The 19113-nt window shown below is 29.0% G+C and carries 16 protein-coding genes and 1 pseudogene; 15 read left to right on the top strand and 2 right to left on the bottom strand.

All coding sequences use genetic code 11. The features are described 5' to 3' along the window. Window positions 1-132: 132 nt before the first annotated feature. From rny to VIM70_RS00900, 13 genes and pseudogenes are all read left to right on the top strand, one after another. The gene (gene rny, locus VIM70_RS00960) at window positions 133-1689 is read left to right on the top strand and encodes a ribonuclease Y (protein WP_414648635.1); all 1557 of its coding nucleotides are present in this window, start codon (window positions 133-135) and stop codon (window positions 1687-1689) included. Window positions 1690-1799: 110 nt separating this feature from the next. Then, complete coding sequence (locus VIM70_RS00955) at window positions 1800-2990, top strand: pyridoxal phosphate-dependent aminotransferase (protein WP_331943202.1); 1191 nt, start codon at window positions 1800-1802, stop codon at window positions 2988-2990. A 101-nt stretch (window positions 2991-3091) separates the two neighbouring features. Continuing rightward, complete coding sequence (locus VIM70_RS00950; protein WP_331943200.1) at window positions 3092-3352, top strand: HPr family phosphocarrier protein; 261 nt, start codon at window positions 3092-3094, stop codon at window positions 3350-3352. A 92-nt stretch (window positions 3353-3444) separates the two neighbouring features. Beyond that, window positions 3445-4422: a tyrosine-type recombinase/integrase gene (locus VIM70_RS00945; protein WP_331943198.1), complete on the top strand. Its 978-nt coding sequence runs from the start codon at window positions 3445-3447 to the stop codon at window positions 4420-4422. Between the two features lie 293 nt (window positions 4423-4715). Further along, a complete protein-coding gene (gene uvsE / locus VIM70_RS00940; protein ID WP_331943196.1) occupies window positions 4716-5960 on the top strand; it encodes a UV DNA damage repair endonuclease UvsE in 1245 nt (414 codons plus the stop codon). 277 nt (window positions 5961-6237) lie between these two features. After that, entirely contained in the window at window positions 6238-6567 is a 330-nt protein-coding gene (locus VIM70_RS00935) for a single-stranded DNA-binding protein (RefSeq protein WP_331943194.1), read from the top strand. Window positions 6568-6730: 163 nt separating this feature from the next. After that, window positions 6731-7207: a peptide-methionine (S)-S-oxide reductase MsrA gene (msrA, locus tag VIM70_RS00930; RefSeq protein ID WP_331943192.1), complete on the top strand. Its 477-nt coding sequence runs from the start codon at window positions 6731-6733 to the stop codon at window positions 7205-7207. Window positions 7208-7422: 215 nt separating this feature from the next. Beyond that, window positions 7423-8133 carry a pseudouridine synthase gene (locus VIM70_RS00925; protein ID WP_331943190.1) on the top strand — a complete coding sequence of 237 codons (711 nt, stop codon included), beginning with the start codon at window positions 7423-7425 and terminating at the stop codon, window positions 8131-8133. 235 nt (window positions 8134-8368) lie between these two features. Further along, complete coding sequence (locus VIM70_RS00920; protein ID WP_331943188.1) at window positions 8369-9250, top strand: MurR/RpiR family transcriptional regulator; 882 nt, start codon at window positions 8369-8371, stop codon at window positions 9248-9250. Between the two features lie 231 nt (window positions 9251-9481). Next, a complete protein-coding gene (locus tag VIM70_RS00915) occupies window positions 9482-10708 on the top strand; it encodes an NAD(P)/FAD-dependent oxidoreductase (protein ID WP_331943186.1) in 1227 nt (408 codons plus the stop codon). Between the two features lie 40 nt (window positions 10709-10748). Next, entirely contained in the window at window positions 10749-11411 is a 663-nt protein-coding gene (gene cmk, locus VIM70_RS00910) for a (d)CMP kinase (protein ID WP_331943184.1), read from the top strand. A 41-nt stretch (window positions 11412-11452) separates the two neighbouring features. Beyond that, window positions 11453-12289 (top strand): annotated as a pseudogene (locus VIM70_RS00905) (4-hydroxy-3-methylbut-2-enyl diphosphate reductase); the annotation flags it as partial. 126 nt (window positions 12290-12415) lie between these two features. Then, window positions 12416-13285, top strand: coding sequence for a GNAT family N-acetyltransferase (locus tag VIM70_RS00900; protein ID WP_331943182.1), 870 nt, complete (start codon window positions 12416-12418; stop codon window positions 13283-13285). A gap of 49 nt (window positions 13286-13334) precedes the next feature. Here the strand turns inward: VIM70_RS00900 and VIM70_RS00895 are convergent, their stop codons facing one another. Then, the gene (locus tag VIM70_RS00895) at window positions 13335-14531 is read right to left on the bottom strand and encodes a pyridoxal phosphate-dependent aminotransferase (protein WP_331943180.1); all 1197 of its coding nucleotides are present in this window, start codon (window positions 14529-14531) and stop codon (window positions 13335-13337) included. Window positions 14532-14567: 36 nt separating this feature from the next. Continuing rightward, window positions 14568-14726 (bottom strand): hypothetical protein, encoded by a 159-nt coding sequence (locus VIM70_RS00890; protein ID WP_331943178.1) that lies wholly within the window; start codon window positions 14724-14726, stop codon window positions 14568-14570. A 275-nt stretch (window positions 14727-15001) separates the two neighbouring features. On the opposite strand from VIM70_RS00890, the gene miaB reads away from it, so the two are divergent. Together miaB and mutS are read left to right on the top strand one after the other, a co-directional pair. Beyond that, window positions 15002-16339 (top strand): tRNA (N6-isopentenyl adenosine(37)-C2)-methylthiotransferase MiaB, encoded by a 1338-nt coding sequence (gene miaB / locus VIM70_RS00885; protein ID WP_331943176.1) that lies wholly within the window; start codon window positions 15002-15004, stop codon window positions 16337-16339. A 79-nt stretch (window positions 16340-16418) separates the two neighbouring features. Then, window positions 16419-19109 (top strand): DNA mismatch repair protein MutS, encoded by a 2691-nt coding sequence (gene mutS / locus VIM70_RS00880; protein WP_331943174.1) that lies wholly within the window; start codon window positions 16419-16421, stop codon window positions 19107-19109. The last annotated feature ends 4 nt before the right edge of the window (window positions 19110-19113 follow it).

The following is a 19113-nucleotide window of genomic DNA, read 5'->3' as shown; positions in this document are numbered from 1 at the left end:
AATATAAAATAAATACAAATACTGGTTTAGCATATTTTAATTGCTACCAATTAATAAATATAGTACCTTTTCTAATTTTCATGTTTACTCTTAAATAGATTTGAAAATAGGAAAAGGAGGTGTTGATTATCAATGGATGCTAAAGGTCAAACAATGCTCATAGTAGTTTGTGCTATTTTGGTTGTTGTTTTAGTAGGTATTTTTGTTGTAATTTATATTAGAAAAAATATATCTCAAGCAAATATTTCTAAGGCTGAAAAAGAAGCTAAAAAAATTCTTGATGACAGTGAAAAAGAAGCTGGATCAAAAAAGAAAGAGGCTATTTTAGAAGCCAAAGAAGAAGTTCACAGACTTAGAACTGATTTAGAAAAAGAATCAAGAGAAAGACGAAATGAAGTTCAAAGGTTGGAAAGAAGAAATATCCAAAGAGAAGAATCTTTAGATAAAAAAAGTGATGTGCTAGAGAGAAAAGAAGATAATCTTAATAAAAAACAACAGGACATTGAGGTGTTAGAAGCTAGTGTACAAGATTTATACACAAAGCAAAGAGGAGAATTAGAAAGGCTATCAGGATTAACAGCTGAAGAAGCAAAACAAATTTTGTTAGATGAAATTAAAAAAGAAATTAAACACGATGCTGCAATTATGATTAAGGAAATTGAAACTAAAGCAAAAGAAGAAGCTGATAAAAAAGCAAGAGAAATTATTACTTATGCTATTCAAAGATGTGCAGCTGATCATGTTGCAGAAACAACAGTTCATGTGGTTTCTCTTCCTAATGATGAGATGAAAGGAAGAATAATAGGTAGAGAGGGTAGAAATATCCGAACACTAGAGACACTTACAGGTGTAGATTTAATAATAGATGATACACCTGAAGCAGTAATTCTTTCAGCATTTGATCCTATAAGACGCGAAGTCGCTAGAATTGCACTTGAAAAATTAATAGTGGATGGCAGAATTCATCCTGCTAGAATCGAGGAAATGGTAGAGAAAGCTAAAAAAGAAGTTGATAGCGATATAAGAGAAGAAGGAGAACAGGCAACCTTTGAAACAGGAGTGCATGGACTTCATTCCGAAATTGTTAGGCTACTTGGAAGACTTAAATACAGAACTAGTTATGGTCAAAATGTATTAAAGCATTCTATAGAAGTTTCATATTTAGCTGGACTTATGGCATCTGAACTTGGAATTGACCCGACCCTTGCTAAAAGATGTGGACTACTTCATGATATAGGTAAAGCTGTAGATCATGAAGTTGAAGGACCACATGCACTCATAGGTTCAGAAATAGCTAAAAAACACCATGAATCATCTATTGTGGTAAACGCTATTGCAGCGCATCATGGTGATGTAGAGTTACAATCTCTCGAAGCAATACTAGTTCAAGCGGCAGATGCTATATCAGCTGCAAGACCAGGAGCAAGAAGAGAAACTTTGGAAGCTTACATTAAAAGGTTAGAAAAATTAGAAGAAATTGCTAACTCCTATGAAGGTGTAGAAAAGTCGTATGCTATTCAAGCTGGAAGAGAAGTTAGAATTATGATTAAACCAGAAATAATTGATGATGCAGGTGCTATTGAAATGGCAAGAAATCTAGTTAAAAGAATTGAAAATGAACTAGAATATCCAGGTCAAATTAAAGTAAATGTGATTAGAGAAACAAGAGCTATTGATTATGCTAAATAGATCAATATAATATTAAAACCTCTTAAGATCTAGAATATTTCTAAATCTTAAGAGGTTTTAATTGTTTAGTAGAAATAATAAATACAATATAAGTATCGGAGGTAATAAACATGGTATTATCTAAAAAAGCGAAGCAAATATCAGCTTCTTTAACATTAGATATAACGGCAAAGACAAAAAGAATGAAAGCTGATGGAATAGATGTTATAGGATTTGGTGCTGGTGAGCCTGATTTTGATACACCCAAAAATATTCGAGAAGCGGCTATAAAAGCAATTAATAATGGTAGGACAAGATATACACCTACTTCAGGTATTATCGAGTTAAAACAGGCAATAATTCAAAAATTTAAGAAAGAAAATAACTTAACATACATTACGTCTCAAATTATAGTTTCAGCTGGAGCAAAACAATGTTTAGCTAATGTTTTTCAAGCTATTTTAAATCCGGGAGATGAAGTTCTGATTGGAGTTCCATATTGGGTTAGTTATCCAGAATTAGTCAAATTAGCAGATGGAAAACCTGTGTACATAGAAACAAAAGAGATTAACAAATTTAAATTAACAATTGATAGTCTTAATGCGGCAGTAACTTCTAATACTAAAGCGATAGTATTAAATAGTCCTAATAATCCTACAGGAACAGTATATTCAAAGGAAGAACTTATGGAGATTGCTGATTTTGCAAAAGTGAAAAACTTAATTATAATATCAGATGAAATTTATGAAAAATTATTGTATGGAACTAAAACCCATATTAGTATAGCAAGCCTTTCAGATGATGCCTACAAACGAACTATTGTAATTAATGGACTTTCTAAGGCATATGCTATGACAGGATGGAGAATAGGGTATGCTGCAGGTTCCACTGAAATAGTAGCATTAATGTCTAATATTCAAAGTCATACTACGTCTAATCCAAATTCAATTGCTCAATATGCAGCTGTTGAAGCATTAAATGGAGAGCAATTTGATACATATAAAATGATTGAACAATTTAAGTTAAGAAGAGATTATATGGTTGAAAGAATTAATAGTATTAATGGTTTATCATGCATAAAACCTGAAGGTGCTTTTTATGTTATGATGAATATATCAAATATTTTGAATAAATCAATTGACGGAAAAATTATAAAGAATTCATTTGATTTTTCTGATTTTTTACTTGAAAAAGAAAAAATTGCTGTTATACCAGGAATTGCATTTGGAACTGATAATTTTGTTAGATTGTCATATGCTACTTCAATGGAAAATATAGAAAATGGACTTAATAGAATTCAAAGGTTTGTTGAGAATATTTAAAATTGATTTACATACTTTTTAATGATATTATATTAGCATGAGTTAATATTAATTGTTTTATCATAGCTCATGCTATTATTAAAGTATTGAGGTGAAGTTAATTGGTAACAAGAGAAGTTTTAGTTAGTAATTCTAAGGGATTGCATGCTAGACCAGCAACATTATTAGTAAGAAAAGCCGCTTCATTTAAATCGGATATAGGTATAGAGTATTTGGGCAAAAAAGCTAATATTAAGAGTTTAATAGGTATTTTATCTCTAGGAGTTGGACCTAATACAACTGTAAACGTTATAGTAAATGGTGATGATGAAAAATTAGCATTAGAAGAAATAATAAAACTAATCAACTCTTTAGAAGAATAATTATATCCTGTGAATTTTAAAAAGCTGCTAACATACTGTTTGCAGCTTTTTAAAATTTATAGAAATTATAAGAACATTAAAGGAGAATATGTATGATAAATAATCTTATACAGATTAATTGTAATTCAGATATAATTTTAGACAACAAAAATTTTATATCTCATTTTCTTGAAATTAAATCTAGGAAAAGTAAATATACATCTATTAGTTATGAACGTGATATAAAAGATTTTTTTTGTGTAAGTTCTATTTCTAATATCAGCATGGAGGATATTAAAAAGGTTACTATCTTGAATACACAAAATTTTATAATGAGATTAATGGATTTAGGTATGTCTTCTGCTACTATAAATCGAAAAATATCATCATTAAGTGCGCTTTATAAATGGTTACTAAAATACCAAGACAATTCTACAGATGTCCATATAATCAAATATAATCCTTTTGGAAATTTAAAAGAAGAGAAACCGGTGATAAATAATAGGGAAACTGAGTTTTTAACTAAAGAAGAATGCAAAATTTTATTGAATAGTATTGATACGTCCACTATATTAGGATATAGAAATAAAACTATATTAGTACTTGCTCTAACAACTGCTTTAAGAAAATCTGAGATTATAAATATAAAAATAAAGCATATTACTACATACACAGGTTATGATGTAGTACAAGTAATGAGAAAAGGCGGTAAAGAAGATATAGTAAAACTTCAAGGAAATGTTCTTGCAATGATTAATGAATATATCAAGTTGACTAAAAGAAATAAATTAGCGAGTTGTGAGGAATATCTATTTATTGGTCACTCTACTAATGGGAAAAATAAAGAAAAGCTTAATGCCAGTACATTAAATTACATGATAAAAAAAGTATGTAAAAATGCTGGCATAAATAAAAATATAAGAGTTCATTCTACTAGGCATACAGCAATTACACTAGCAATTTTAGCAGGGGCTACTGTAGAGAAAGTTAGGGATTTTGCGGCACATAAAAATCTTGCCACTACTAACAGGTATATTCACTCAGTAGATAAGCTTAAAAACAATGCGGGAGATCTAATTGATGTATTTTAACAACAAGTTTTGTTTTTAAGCCCGAGGTTTAAATTAAATTATCCGCATAGCTAAATGTCTATAGAAAACAACGATAGTGGTGCTACATTAATAAACAAGAACTGTGAACCCTTTTCTACCATTACCCATTAGTGAGGCTTTTTAGACGGTGTAGTGCTAGTTTAAATTGATAATTGCTGGTTCTTTATAAAGTAGAAATGAAATTTGATAAGTTAACTATATCTATAATAAAAATGTTAAAGAAATTATTTATTTAAACTACAAAGAATTTATAATATGAACAGGAGTGAATTATGAAAATAGGATATGCATGTATACCACTAACAACAAATGCAAGAACAAATAGAAGGTTAACGATAAAAAAATTTTCTGAAAATATGTTTCTAGAGATACTAGAGCAAAATTTAATAGATTTAAGAAGAATATTAGAAAATAATGAGGAAAATGATATAAGCTTATTTAGAATAAGTTCAGATATAGTGCCACTAGCAAGCCATAGTATTAATGAAATTCCATGGCATAAATATTTTCAATCGGAATTAAATGAGATAGGAGAATATATAAAAAAATGTGAGATGCGAGTTTCTATGCATCCAGGTCAATATACAGTGCTCAATGCCGAAAAAGAAAAGATTGTAGCAAAGGCTATTAAGGATTTGGAATATCATGCTAGATTACTCGATTCACTAGGTGTGGATTCAAGTAATAAAATTATACTTCATATTGGTGGCGGTTATGGAGATAAAAATGCTGCTATGAATAGGTTTATTGAAAATTATAAAAGATTATCAACTTCAGTTAAGAATAGGCTTGTAATTGAAAACGATGATAAAATATTTAATATAGAGGATATACTTTTTGTAAGTGGAAAAATTAATATACCTGTAATCTTTGATAACCTTCACCATCAGTGTAATCATGAGATAGAGATGCCTATAAAAGAAATAATGAAAAAGGTAGCTAAAACGTGGCAGAAGAAAGATGGTAATGTAAAAGTCCATTATAGTCAGCAAAACCCCATTAAACAAATAGGAGCACATTCTAATACTATAATAGTTAAGAATTTTTTAGAATACTACGAGGTCGTTAAAGAGTTTAACCTCGATATTATGCTTGAAGTAAAAGATAAGGATATTTCGGCTATAAAATGTAATCTTATTGTTAACAACATGAATAAAAAATTAAAAGTTACATTGATTGAAAAGCAATGGGCAAAATATAAATATGTGTTGATGGAAAGAAATTATAAATATTATAAACATTGCAGTAAACTAGTAAAGGAAAATTGCAATATTGAAGAATTTTATGAGTATACTGATGAAATAATAAGCCTTGCTGTAGGGAGTGGGAGTTTTATAAATACTGCAGAACATGTATGGGGATATGTTAAAAATCATGCTTCTGATAAAGAAAAAAATCATTTTGAAAAACTTCTTTTGGATACGGATCACAAGGATAAGGTTAAGCTTTATTTGAAAAAGTTATGTGATAGGTATAATGCACAATACATGATTGAATCATATTACTTTAATTATTAATTGAATAAACATATATGCAAATTTAAGAAAAACATATGATTACATATGTTTTTTTTAGGTATAACTATAAATTAATTTAATAGACATAACTAGGATTATGTAAACTAATATTAAAATGTAAACTAAAATGATAATTTAAACCTTTGAAATAATCAAAAATAGTAACATAAATATTCTAAATAATATTATATTTTAAAAAAAAGAACATTTGTTTGTATAAGATTTGTTTTGTTGTCAATAATTTAAAAAGTTATTAAACAAAAAAGGAGAGATGTATATGAATACAGTATCAATAATTGGAAGATTAACAAGAGATTTGGAACTAAAAAGTTTTAATGAGGGCAAAGGTTTTTATACAAGATTTACATTAGCAATTAATAAAGTATCAAATAAGGATTTACAGCCCGAAGCTGATTTTATAAATATTGTGGCGTGGAATGGCGCTGCAGAGAATATCTGTAAATATTTAAAAAAGGGTAGTCAAATCGGTATAACTGGCAGACTCTCTAGTAGTAGTTACACAGATAAAGATGGAAATAAAAAATATAGTATGGAAGTTGTAGCAGAAGATTTTAAATTTCTGGATAATAAACAACAAGTCGTATAGTTTTCAAAAAATTATTGCTGTGGTATAATTTAGATATCGGTAATAATATAAAAGGTGAGGTATTTTAACGACATTTCAGAAGTAAAGTATCCCTCTTCTATAAGTGGGAGTTAAAGTCTCCTTCTGAAGTCGTTAATTTTGCAACTCCGCAGGAGATGATTTAATGAAAAGTATTGTTGTAGCAGGAGGATGTTTTTGGGGTGTAGAAGCTTATATGTCAAGAATAAATGGTATTATTGAAACAAAGGTTGGATATGCTAACGGAATAAAAAAAAATCCTACATACAATGAGGTTTGTATTGGAAATACAGGGCATGCAGAAGCATGTTTGATAAGTTATGATGAAAATATTGTATCACTTGAAAAAATATTAAATAAGTTTTGGGGTATAATAGACCCTACTGTTTCAAACAGACAAGGACCAGATATAGGTAATCAATACAGAAGTGGAATTTATTATAATGATGATATGGATTTAGACATTATATTAAAAACAAAAAATGAAGTTCAAAGTAGAAACAATAAGCCAATAGTAACAGAGATACTACTTCTTTCTTGTTTTTATGATGCTGAAGAATACCACCAAAAGTATTTACAAAAAAATCCTGGAGGTTATTGTCATATCAATTTAGACATTTAAGTTTAAATTTTAAGAAGTATAAATTTATTAGTTAATGCTTGAATACTCCTTGGAAGTCCAAGGAATATTCAAGCATTAACTAATTTTTCATTTGGATAAAAGTAAAAAGGGAATATACTCTATAATATTGATTTTTTATTGATATACTTATATAATTCTTAATGAAGACTTTTTGTAAATACATAGTATATAAAATAATATTAGGAAGTGATATAGTGGAAGAACGTTTGCAAAAATTTATGGCACGATGTGGTGTTGCTTCACGAAGAAAGTGTGAGGAAGTAATTACTGCCGGGAGGGTAAAAGTAAACAATTTGGTAGTTACAGAACTTGGACACAAAGTTGACCCTGAAAAAGATGAAGTACATGTAGATAATAAAATTATCAATATAGAAGAAAATAAGGTCTATATTGCATTAAATAAACCTGAAGGGGTAGTATCTACTGTAAAGGATGAGAAAGAAAGAAAAACTATTTTAGATTTAGTGAATATAAAAGAAAGAATATATCCAATTGGACGTTTGGACTATGATACATGTGGTTTAATTATATTAACTAATGACGGAGATATATATAATAAGGTGATTCATCCAAGACAGGCGATTAATAAAGTTTATAAAGCAATAATAGAAGGTTGTCCAACAGATGAAGAAATATCTGAATTTTGTAACGGGGTGGATATTGACGGTTACATAACAGCGAAAGCGGATTTCGAAGTAAATAAGCGGATTGGATTCAATTGTTGGGTTACAATTACTATACATGAAGGAAAAAATCGTCAAATTAGAAAAATGTGTGATGTTATAGGGCATCCAGTAATAGCCTTAAAAAGGGTTTCTGTTGGTAATATTACACTTGGAAATATGGAAAAAGGATCATGGAGAAACTTGACTGAAGATGAAATAAAATATTTAAAAAATCTATAATTAAAGAAATAGTGTATGTTGGACATGAAAGAAAAAAAGAATTTGAATGAATTATGGAAACATTAATATTATTTTTGTTATATATTATGAAAAATAGAAATTAATATTATGAAAAATGAATAATTCGTTGAAACTATGTTCAATAGATGATAAAATGAAATAAAAAATTCATTTTATCATCTATTGAAATTTTTATTTCATTATTGGGGTTATCATAGAAAGGATTGAGTTGATTATGGAAAATAACAAACAAGATTTAATGAGGGCTATTCAAGTAAAGTTTCCACGTTTAAGTAAAGGTCAAAAATTAATAGCAGAGTACATTTTAAAGCATTATGATAAGGCAGCATTTATGACAGCAGCAAAATTAGGCTGTAGTGTAGGAGTTAGTGAATCTACTGTTGTAAGATTTGCTAATGAATTAGAATTTAGTGGTTATCCAAAATTACAGAAAGCCCTTCAAGAATTGATTAAAAATAAATTAACTACTGTGCAAAGAATTGAGCTATCTAATGATTTTATTACTCAAGAAAATGCACTAAAGGGTGTATTAAAAGCTGATATGGAAAATATTAGAGCTACTCTTGAAAAGATTAATCATCAAACTTTTGAAGATATAGTAAATTCATTATTTAAAGCTGAAAAAATATACATAATTGGACTTAGAAGCTCATCTGCATTAGCAGAATTTTTAGCTTTTTATTTAAATCTTATTTTAGATAATGTTAAGGTTGTGGCATATGGTGTTAGTGATATATTTGAGCAGATGCTTAATGTTTCAAAAGCAGATGTAGTAATAGGAATAGGTTTCCCAAGGTATACTACAAGAACAATTGAAGCTTTAGCTTTTGCAAAAAGTAGAAATGCTAATGTAGTAGCAATTACAGATAGCTTATTATCTCCACTAGCGGCTAGAGCAGATTATACATTAATAGCCCAAAGTAATATGGCTTCATTTGTTGATTCTTTAGTAGCACCACTTAGTGTAATAAATGCTTTAATAATTGCAGTTGGATTAAGAGAAAAAGAAAAAATTTCAAGTACATTTTCTACTTTAGAAGATATATGGGAAGAATATCAAGTTTATTCTTATAAAGATAAGGATGAAAGACAATAGAGCTAAATTGCGGGGGTTACCTCATTGTAGAAGATATGAAGACACAAGGAGGTAATTAATTCTTGAGTAAATATTTCGAAGAGAATCCTCTTACTTAGGATTCTCTTTTAATTTTGCAGTATTACTTATAAAAGTAATTATGCTATAAAAAATCAAAATAACTATATTTATGTTTAAATATGGTTTAACAAATTCAAATTATATTAGTAAGTATTATTAGGGAGTGATTTGGTGTCAAAAATAATTATTATTGGAGGAGGACCAGCGGGAATGATGGCGGCTGTTACAGCTTCATCTAAACACGATGTGGTACTCATTGAAAAGAATGAAAAATTGGGAAGAAAACTTTTTATAACTGGCAAAGGAAGATGCAATATTACAAATGCGAAGGATATTGGTGATTTTTTTGAAAATATACCATGTAATCCTCATTTTTTATATAGTTCTTTATATTCCTTTACAAATGAAGATACAATGAATTTCTTTAAAGAGCTCGGAGTTAGCCTTAAAGTAGAAAGAGGAGATAGAGTATTTCCTGAATCAGATAAGTCTTCAGATATTATAAAAGCTTTTAATATTGAATTAAAAAATAAAAATGTTGAAGTTTTATTAAATTCAAAAGTGAAAAAATTAATTAGGAATAATCAGAGAGTTGTTGGAGTTGAACTTGCAAATGGAAGCACAGTGAATGGAGATTACATTATATTATGTACTGGTGGTCTATCATATCCACAAACAGGTTCATCCGGTGAAGGGTTAACTTATTCTCGCTTATTAGGTCACAATATAATTAAACCTAAAGCTTCACTTGTACCAATTGAAATAGAAGAAGATTGGATTAAAGATTTACAAGGTCTTTCTCTAAAAAATGTGGAATTTAAAATTACAGACAGTGCGAATAAGAATATATATAAAGAATTTGGAGAAATGCTTTTTACTCACTACGGTATTTCAGGTCCAATTGTTTTAAGTGGCAGTTGTTTTGTAAGTGAAGGGAAAAAATTAAAGGCTTTTATAAATCTAAAGCCAGCATTAAGCGAAATTCAGCTAGATAAACGAATTCAAAGTGATTTTTTAAAGTACGCAAACAAAGATTTTAAAAATTCATTAAATGATTTACTTCCAAGTAAAATGATTAATACAATAATTCAATTATCTAATATTGATGAAAATAAAAAAGTGAATTCAATTACTAAAGAAGAAAGAAAAATCGTAGTTAATTTACTTCAGAATTTACCCCTTCACATTAAAGGTCTTAGGCCAATAGAGGAAGCAATCATAACAAGTGGTGGGATTGATACTTTGGAAATAGATGCTTCGACTATGAGATCAAAGTTAATAGATAATCTTTATTTTGCAGGTGAAATGATAGACGTAGACGCATATACCGGTGGTTATAATCTTCAAATAGCATTATCAACGGGTTATTTAGCTGGAAATAATGTAGGAGTAGACTAGTGCTAGATGTAGTGATTTTACAAATGAAAGGTGGAATATAATGAATATATCTGTTGCCATAGATGGACCCGCAGGTGCTGGAAAAAGTACTATTGCCAAAATCATAGGTGAAAAGTTCAATCTTATGTACATAAATACAGGAGCAATGTATAGAGCTGTTACTTTAAAGGCTATGAATGCAAATGTTTCAGAAAATGATGTGAATGACTTAGTTAAACTAGTGAAATCTTTAGAAATGCATTTTGAAAAGGACAATTTATTTGTTAATAATGAAGATCTGACAGATATGATAAATATGCCTATTATAAGCAATAATGTTTCAAAGTACGCAGCCGTGCCTGAAATTAGAGAAATTCTTGTTATGTTACAGCAAAACATAGCTAAAAAATTCAATGTTATTATGGATGGTCGTGATATAGGAACAGTTGTATTAAAAGATGCTACTTTTAAATTTTACTTAACCGCTAGCAGTGAAGAAAGAGCGAAAAGAAGATATGAAGAATTAATTTTAAAGGCAATAGATGTCGATTACAATGCCATTTTAAGAGATATTATAAAAAGAGATTATATTGATTCACACAGGGCAGTTAGCCCTCTGACAAAGGCCATAGATGCTATAGAAATAGACTCTTCAGCATTAGATATTAATGGAGTAGTGAAAGCCATAGAGTCATGTATTAATTCTAAGACCAAAATAAAATAATTCAGTGTTTTTTTAATTACTTTATTTAAGGAGGCGAAATAATGAAAACAATAACACTTGCGAACAGCGCTGGTTTTTGTTTTGGGGTTAAACGAGCAGTAGAAACCGCTTTAAATATGAAAGAAAAGTACAAGACTAAGATATATACACTAGGACCACTTATACATAATAATGATGTTGTTAATTTTTTAAAAGAAAATTCAATATATCCAATAGAACTTGATGATATTGCCATATTAAAAGAAAATGATACACTCATCATAAGATCACATGGAGTATCTGAAGAAACGTTAAATATTTTAAAGAAAACTAGACTTAATATAGTAGATGCAACATGCCCCTATGTAGGGAATATTCATATGAAAGTGAAGAAATACTACGATTTAAGATATCAAATAATTATTGTAGGAGATAAAAATCATCCTGAGGTTATTGGAATAAATGGATGGTGTAATAATTCTGCATTAATACTTAAGACTGGTGAGGAATTTGATGTAATATCAAATAGGGTATGTGTAGTGTCTCAGACAACTGAAAGACAATCTACTTGGGAAGCTGTATTAACTAAGATTATAAAAACCAGTAAGGAGATTGTTGCATTCAACACTATTTGTAGTGCAACAGAAGTACGTCAAAAATCAGCAGAGGAACTTTCAAAAAAAGTGGATGTTATGCTTGTTATTGGTGGTTTTAATAGTTCCAATACTACAAAACTTTACGAAATATGTAAGAAGAATTGTGAAAAAACAGTACATGTAGAAAATTTCTTAGGTATTCCGGATGAATTTTTAAAAGACAAAAACATTAAAAGTATAGGGGTTACAGCTGGAGCCTCCACACCAGATTGGATTATCAAGGAAGCAATTTCAAAACTCAATTAAATATAAATTAAAATTACAAACAAAAAACTATTAAAGAAGAGAACTTATTATGCTTATATTAAAAATAAGATTAGTTTGGAAATTAAAATTATGTAAAAATAAAAATTAATGGAGTTAAGTTAAATGTGTAAATCAATAAGTCTAACTTTAAAAAATATTGATAGTTTTAGAGAAATTAATAAATTTAATACTAACTTTAGTTTATCAAACAAAGATTTCTTTGAGCAATATGATAGTAGTAATATTATTCAAAAATTGTTTTTGAGAAAAAATGTAAATTTACTAATAAAAGAAAAAGATTATTTAGGTTATATATGGTATGAAAAACAGAATAAATATCATAGTTCTATCTATGCACTAAATGTATTAGAGGATAAAAATTTGATTTATTATTATGATATTTTAATCAAATCACTAGTTAGTAATAGTTTAATAACTTATGAGTGTGAAGAGAATGAATTAAGCATAGATATTTTGAAAAAACTACGATTTAATAGGGCTAAGGGATATATTGAACTTGAAAAAGATAACACGGAGTATCTTAATACATTTGCTTCTGAAAAGATTACTTTTTCTATAGTGAAAAAGGATAAAGATGAAAAAATACGTTGCCTTTTGCAAAATGAAATATTTAAAAATGATGATAGGATTCCGATAAATATAGAAGATATCTATTATGATGAAGCACAAGAATACTACTTAGATAAAGGTGCGATATTTATAGAATTTGATAGTATACCAATTGGATATGGTCAAATTATAGTTGAAGATAAAAAGGCTATTATAGTAAATTTTGGAATAATAGAAAAATATAGAAAAGAAGGATATGGACAATCACTTTTACATTATTTACTTAATCTAGCTATGGATAATGACTTTTCTAAAGTCTTATTAAGGGTAGATTCAAATAATGTTGTTGCTTTAAAATTATATCAGTCTGTAGGATTTAAGGTTAAAAAAGAATTCTACACTTGGCAAAAAACTATAGTTTAATAATATAAAGGGAATAGATGGTGTTACATCTATTCCCTTTATATTATTTTTATCTATTTAATGCTATATATTTCTCAAGAGCTATTCCGAGTATTTCCATAGCATCTTTTAATGCAGTTGTATTTAAACAGTAAGATAATCTAATTTCATTTATGCCAAGGCCTTTAGTTGCATAGAAGCCTTCGGCAGGGGCTACCATTACTGTCTTGTTATTATAATTAAAATCTGTTAGTAACCATTTTGCAAAATCTTCTCCACTTTTTATTGGAAGCTTTGCTACTACATAAAATGCTCCTGTTGGTTTTTGACAAATAACCCCAGGTATTTTCGATAGGTATTTATGTAAAATATTCCTTCTTTCTTCATACTCTTTTTTCACTTCTATAAAATATGATTTAGGCGTGTTGATTAAATTAGCTGCTGCTACTTGCTCGATAACTGGTACACAAAGCCTAGATTGTCCTAATTTTAGTATCTGATTCATAAGATCTTTATGTTTTGATGCGACTAATCCGACCCTAGCACCACAAGCACTGTAACGTTTAGATATACTATCAATTAATATTATTTTTTCTTCAATATCCTTCATATATAAGGCAGAAGTATGTTTTAAACCGTCATAAACAAATTCTCTATATACTTCATCAGAAATTAGAAATAAATCATTTTCACTAACAATATCAGCAAGCATTCTTATTTCTTCCTCTGTATAAACAACACCGGTAGGATTTCCAGGATTCGATACCATTATTGCTCTAGTTTTATTTGTAATCTTATTTGTAATTTCTTCTTTGGAGGGTAAGTGAAAACCATCTTCTGCCTTTGTAATAAATGGAACAATTTTAACGGAAGCTAAATCAGCCAAACTATTATAATTTGTATAAAATGGTTCAGGAACTATAATTTCATCACCTGGGTCACAAATAGCAATAAGTGCGAACATTATAGCTTCTGAACCTCCATTAGTTACCATAATATCATTTTTTGAAAATTCTATATCCCATTCTTTATAATACTTTATAAAACTTTCAATTAATGGATCCATTCCCCGAGAATTAACATATCCAAGTACTTTGTCAGTGTAGCTGTTTATCCCTTTCATAAAAGTATCAGGAGTATGTATATCTGGTTGACCTATGTTAAGATGATATACACTAATCCCTCTTTTTGTTGCATCTTCTGCAAAAGGAGATAGTTTACGAATGGTTGAAAATTGCATAGATTCAAGTCTGTTAGATAATTTCATAATGTTACCCTCCCCATCATCAATAAAAATTAAAAATTAATTAAATTCTTTTGTTATAATCTGAACAGGTACAGAGGATACTTGCATATTCACCATATTATTATGCTTACACATACAATAATAACCTCTATCACCTATACAATTATATCGCAATTTTGTATCCCTAACATTTTCATCTTTTTTTGCATCATACATATAAAATCACTCCTTTTAGGTAGCTTATCCTAAAAACAGAAATTTATTTAAATCATAAAATGATATATAACATAAAAAAAAATATTTTAATGAATTTTTTTCCATATTATACTGCAAAAGAAATTAATAATATTATAGTCTAACTGGGACATATATTTCAAGTAAATTTAAAAAATGATTAAATATATCCAAATATTAAAAATAGCTTTAAAAAAGCTTGGAAATTATATATAATGATAGATAGTAATACTTTTTTTATAAAGGAGAATGCACTAATGAATGAGATACTTAAATATTATATAGAAACATGGGGTTGTCAAATGAATGAGGAAGACTCTGAAAAATTATCCGGTATGTTAATACCAGTGGGATATAAAAGAACTACGGATAAAGAAGATGCTGACATAATTGTATTCAATACTTGTTGTGTTAGAGAAAACGCAGAGCAAAAGGCTGATGGGAATATTGGTGCCTTAAAAACATTGAAAAAACAAAATCCAAACCTTATTATTGCGGTTATTGGATGTATGATGCAACAAGATGGTATGGCAAAACATATAATTACTAAATTTCCATTTGTAGATATTATTATTGGGACACATAATGCTTATAAATTTCCAGAGTACTTAAAAAGAATACAAGGCGGAGAGTCATCTATTGTAGAAATCTGGGATAAGGAAGAAGCTATCATAGAAGGAATTCCAATAGATAGGGAAAATAATATAAAAGGCTTTGTTACAATTATGTATGGTTGCAATAATTTTTGTACTTATTGCATAGTACCTTATGTAAGAGGACGTGAGAGAAGTCGAAATCCAGAAGATATTATAAATGAAATAATAGCCATGGTTGCAAAAGGGTACAAAGAAATAACTTTACTTGGTCAAAATGTTAATTCTTACGGCAAGGGATTAAGTCCTGAAATAAATTTTGCGCAGTTACTTAAGAGAATTAACAACATTGAGGATTTAGAGAGAATAAGATTTTTGACATCTCATCCTAAAGATTTATCCAATGATGTAATAGAGGTAATTGCTGAAGGTGATAAAATTTGTGAGCAAATTCATTTGCCAGTACAATCAGGTTCATCTAATCTTCTACATAAAATGAATAGACATTATACTAGAGAAGAATATTTAAAATTGGTTGAAAATATTAGAAATACAATACCAAATGTTGGACTCAGTACAGATATTATCGTTGGATTTCCAGGGGAAACTGAGGAAGATTTTGCGCAGACATTAAGCCTTATGGAAGAGGTGAAATTTAATTTAGCATTTACGTACCTTTATTCTAAAAGAAAAGGAACACCGGCAGATGAAATGCTAGAGCAAATACCAGAAGATGTTAAACATGAAAGATTTAATAGATTAATTGAGGTTGTTAATAGAAATTGCGCTGAAAGAAATAAAGATTGCATTGGTAAAATTGTAGAAGTTCTAGTAGAAGGTCATAGTAAAAATGATAAAAGTAAATTAACAGGAAGGACTCGAAATGGGAAAGTAGTGAACTTCGACGGAAACAATAAAGCAATTGGAGATCTTGTTTCAGTTCTAATAACTGATGCACACTCTTTTTCACTTATGGGTGAAGAAATATTAGTTAGTATTTAAACTATAATAATTTAATTTCTGTGAGTAGATTTAAGTTAGGATTTATTTCTACGCACAGTAAAAGCAAGGTGGAATTAAAATGGCATTAACTCCAATGATGATACAATATTTTGAAATAAAGGAAACATGTACGGACTGTATATTATTTTTTAGATTAGGTGACTTTTATGAAATGTTTTTTACAGATGCAGAGGTTGCAGCAAAAGAACTGGAACTTGTTCTAACAGGACGAGATTGTGGTCTGGAAAAAAGAGCGCCTATGTGTGGAATTCCTTATCATGCTGCAAATACATATGTAGGAAGGTTAATTTCAAAAGGATATAAAGTTGCTATATGCGAACAAGTAGAAGATCCGGCACTTGCAAAGGGCATTGTTAAAAGAGAGATTATTAAAATAATTACGCCAGGAACTTATACTGATTCCGGGTTTTTGGAAGAAACCAAAAATAATTATGTAATGAGCATATACATTGACAAAATAATTGATTTCTGTGCATTGTGTTTTTGTGATGTATCAACTGGTGAATTTACTTGCACAGAAACTAAAGTTAACATTGTTACCATATTAGATGAAATTTCAAAGTTTACCCCAAAAGAAATTATTATCTCAGAATATTTATCAGAGGGAATATTGTCCGTTATAAAAGAAAAATTTAATGTTACATATTCTGCTTATCCAAATGATTATTTTATTATGAGGGATGATAGTTTAATTATAAATCAGTTTCATAATTTTCGTGATAACACATTCTCGCAAACTTTACTTAGGGGCATTTCAGGACTTCTTAGTTATATTATAGATACACAAAAGAATTCTCTTTCTCACATAGATACTATAGATCATTATGATATTTTAGATTATGTAAGTTTAGATGCAAATTCTAGGAGAAACTTAGAACTCACTGAAACTTTAAGAGATAAAACTAAGAAAGGCTCGCTGCTATGGGTGTTAGATAGAACTAGCACTGCCATGGGGGCTAGAAGACTCCGTAAATGGCTAGATCAACCTTTAATAAATAAAAACTTAATAGATGAAAGATTAGAGGCCGTAGAAGAATTGAAAAATACTACTACCTTTCACGAAGATTTAAAAGAAGTGCTTATGGATATATATGATATAGAAAGACTTGTAGGTAAAATTTCATCGAAAAATGTTAATGCAAAGGAATTGATTTCTCTTAAGAATTCTATAGAAAAAATACCAAAGGTTAAATCAATTTTAGCTGAGTTAAATAGTAAACTTATGAGAAAGGTATATTCAGAATTAGATGATTTGCAAGATATATTTATAACACTCAATGATTCCATAATCGAAAACCCTTCTATTTCTATTAAAGAAGGAAATATCATTAAGGTAGGTTTTAATAGTGAAATAGATGATCTTAGACGGGCGAAGGCACACGGTAAGCAGTGGATTGCCACATTAGAAAATGACGAGAGAAAAATAACTGGAATAAAATCATTAAAAGTTGGATACAACAGAGTGTTTGGTTATTATATTGAAGTAACTAAATTAAACATAACTTCAGTTCCTGAGGGAAGGTATATAAGAAAACAAACTTTATCTAATGCGGAGAGATATATTACTCCAGAGCTTAAGGAAATGGAAAATAAGATATTAGGAGCAGAAGAAAAATTAGTAAATATAGAATATGAAATATTTACTGGTATAAGAGAAGAAATTGAAAAACATATTGAGAGAATGAAAAATACTGCAAAGTTAATATCAGAAGTAGATTGTTTAAGTTCACTAGCTACAATTGCTCTTGAGAATAATTATACTAAACCTAAAATAAATACAAAGGGTATAATGAACATAAAAGGGGGAAGGCACCCTGTAGTTGAGAAAATGATGCCTACAAATACTTTCATTGAAAATGATACGTATATGGATACTATGGATAATCAATTACTATTAATAACTGGTCCCAACATGGCAGGTAAATCTACCTATATGCGTCAAGTAGCTTTAATAACTATTATGGCTCAAATGGGAAGTTTTGTTCCAAGCGTGTCAGCAGATATATCTATATGTGATAAAATCTTTACACGAATAGGTGCATCAGACGATCTTGCTGCAGGTAAAAGTACCTTTATGGTAGAGATGTGGGAAGTATCCAATATATTAGAAAATGCAACCAATAAAAGTTTGGTTTTACTTGATGAGGTAGGTAGAGGTACTAGTACTTATGATGGACTAAGTATTGCTTGGTCAGTGATTGAGTATATTTGCAAGAATTCTAATTTAAGAAGCAAAACATTATTTGCTACGCATTATCATGAACTTACAAAGCTTGAGGGTATGATTAAAGGTGTTAAAAATTATTCTGTAGCTGTAAAGAAAATTGAGAATGAAATTGTGTTCCTTAGAAAAATCGTACCTGGTGGAGCTGATGAATCTTATGGCATTGAAGTTGCAAAACTTGCGGGGCTTCCAAAAGCTGTAATAAATAGGGCAAATGAAATTTTAACATCACTAGAAAGCCTTAATAAGACTACGGAAATTGATTTAATTGATAAGAAAATTTTGAAAAATAAACAATCCAATAAGGCTAGTGATAAAAAAAACATTGAAGCTATTGTGCAGAGAGAGGCAGCCGCAACTTATGAATCTAACATAGAAGAAGATGAAGTCATACAAATTAATTTTGCAGATATAGAAAAGGAAAACATGCTAAAGGAAATTAAAAATATTAATATTCTTAATCTAACTCCTATGGATGGGTTTAATAAGTTATATGATTTAGTAAAAAGGGCTAAGTTGCTATAGTAAT

The organism is Clostridium sp., assembly GCF_036569345.1.
Classification (GTDB): domain Bacteria; phylum Bacillota; class Clostridia; order Clostridiales; family Clostridiaceae; genus Clostridium_AD.
This window is presented reverse-complemented; position numbering and strand designations above follow the sequence as displayed.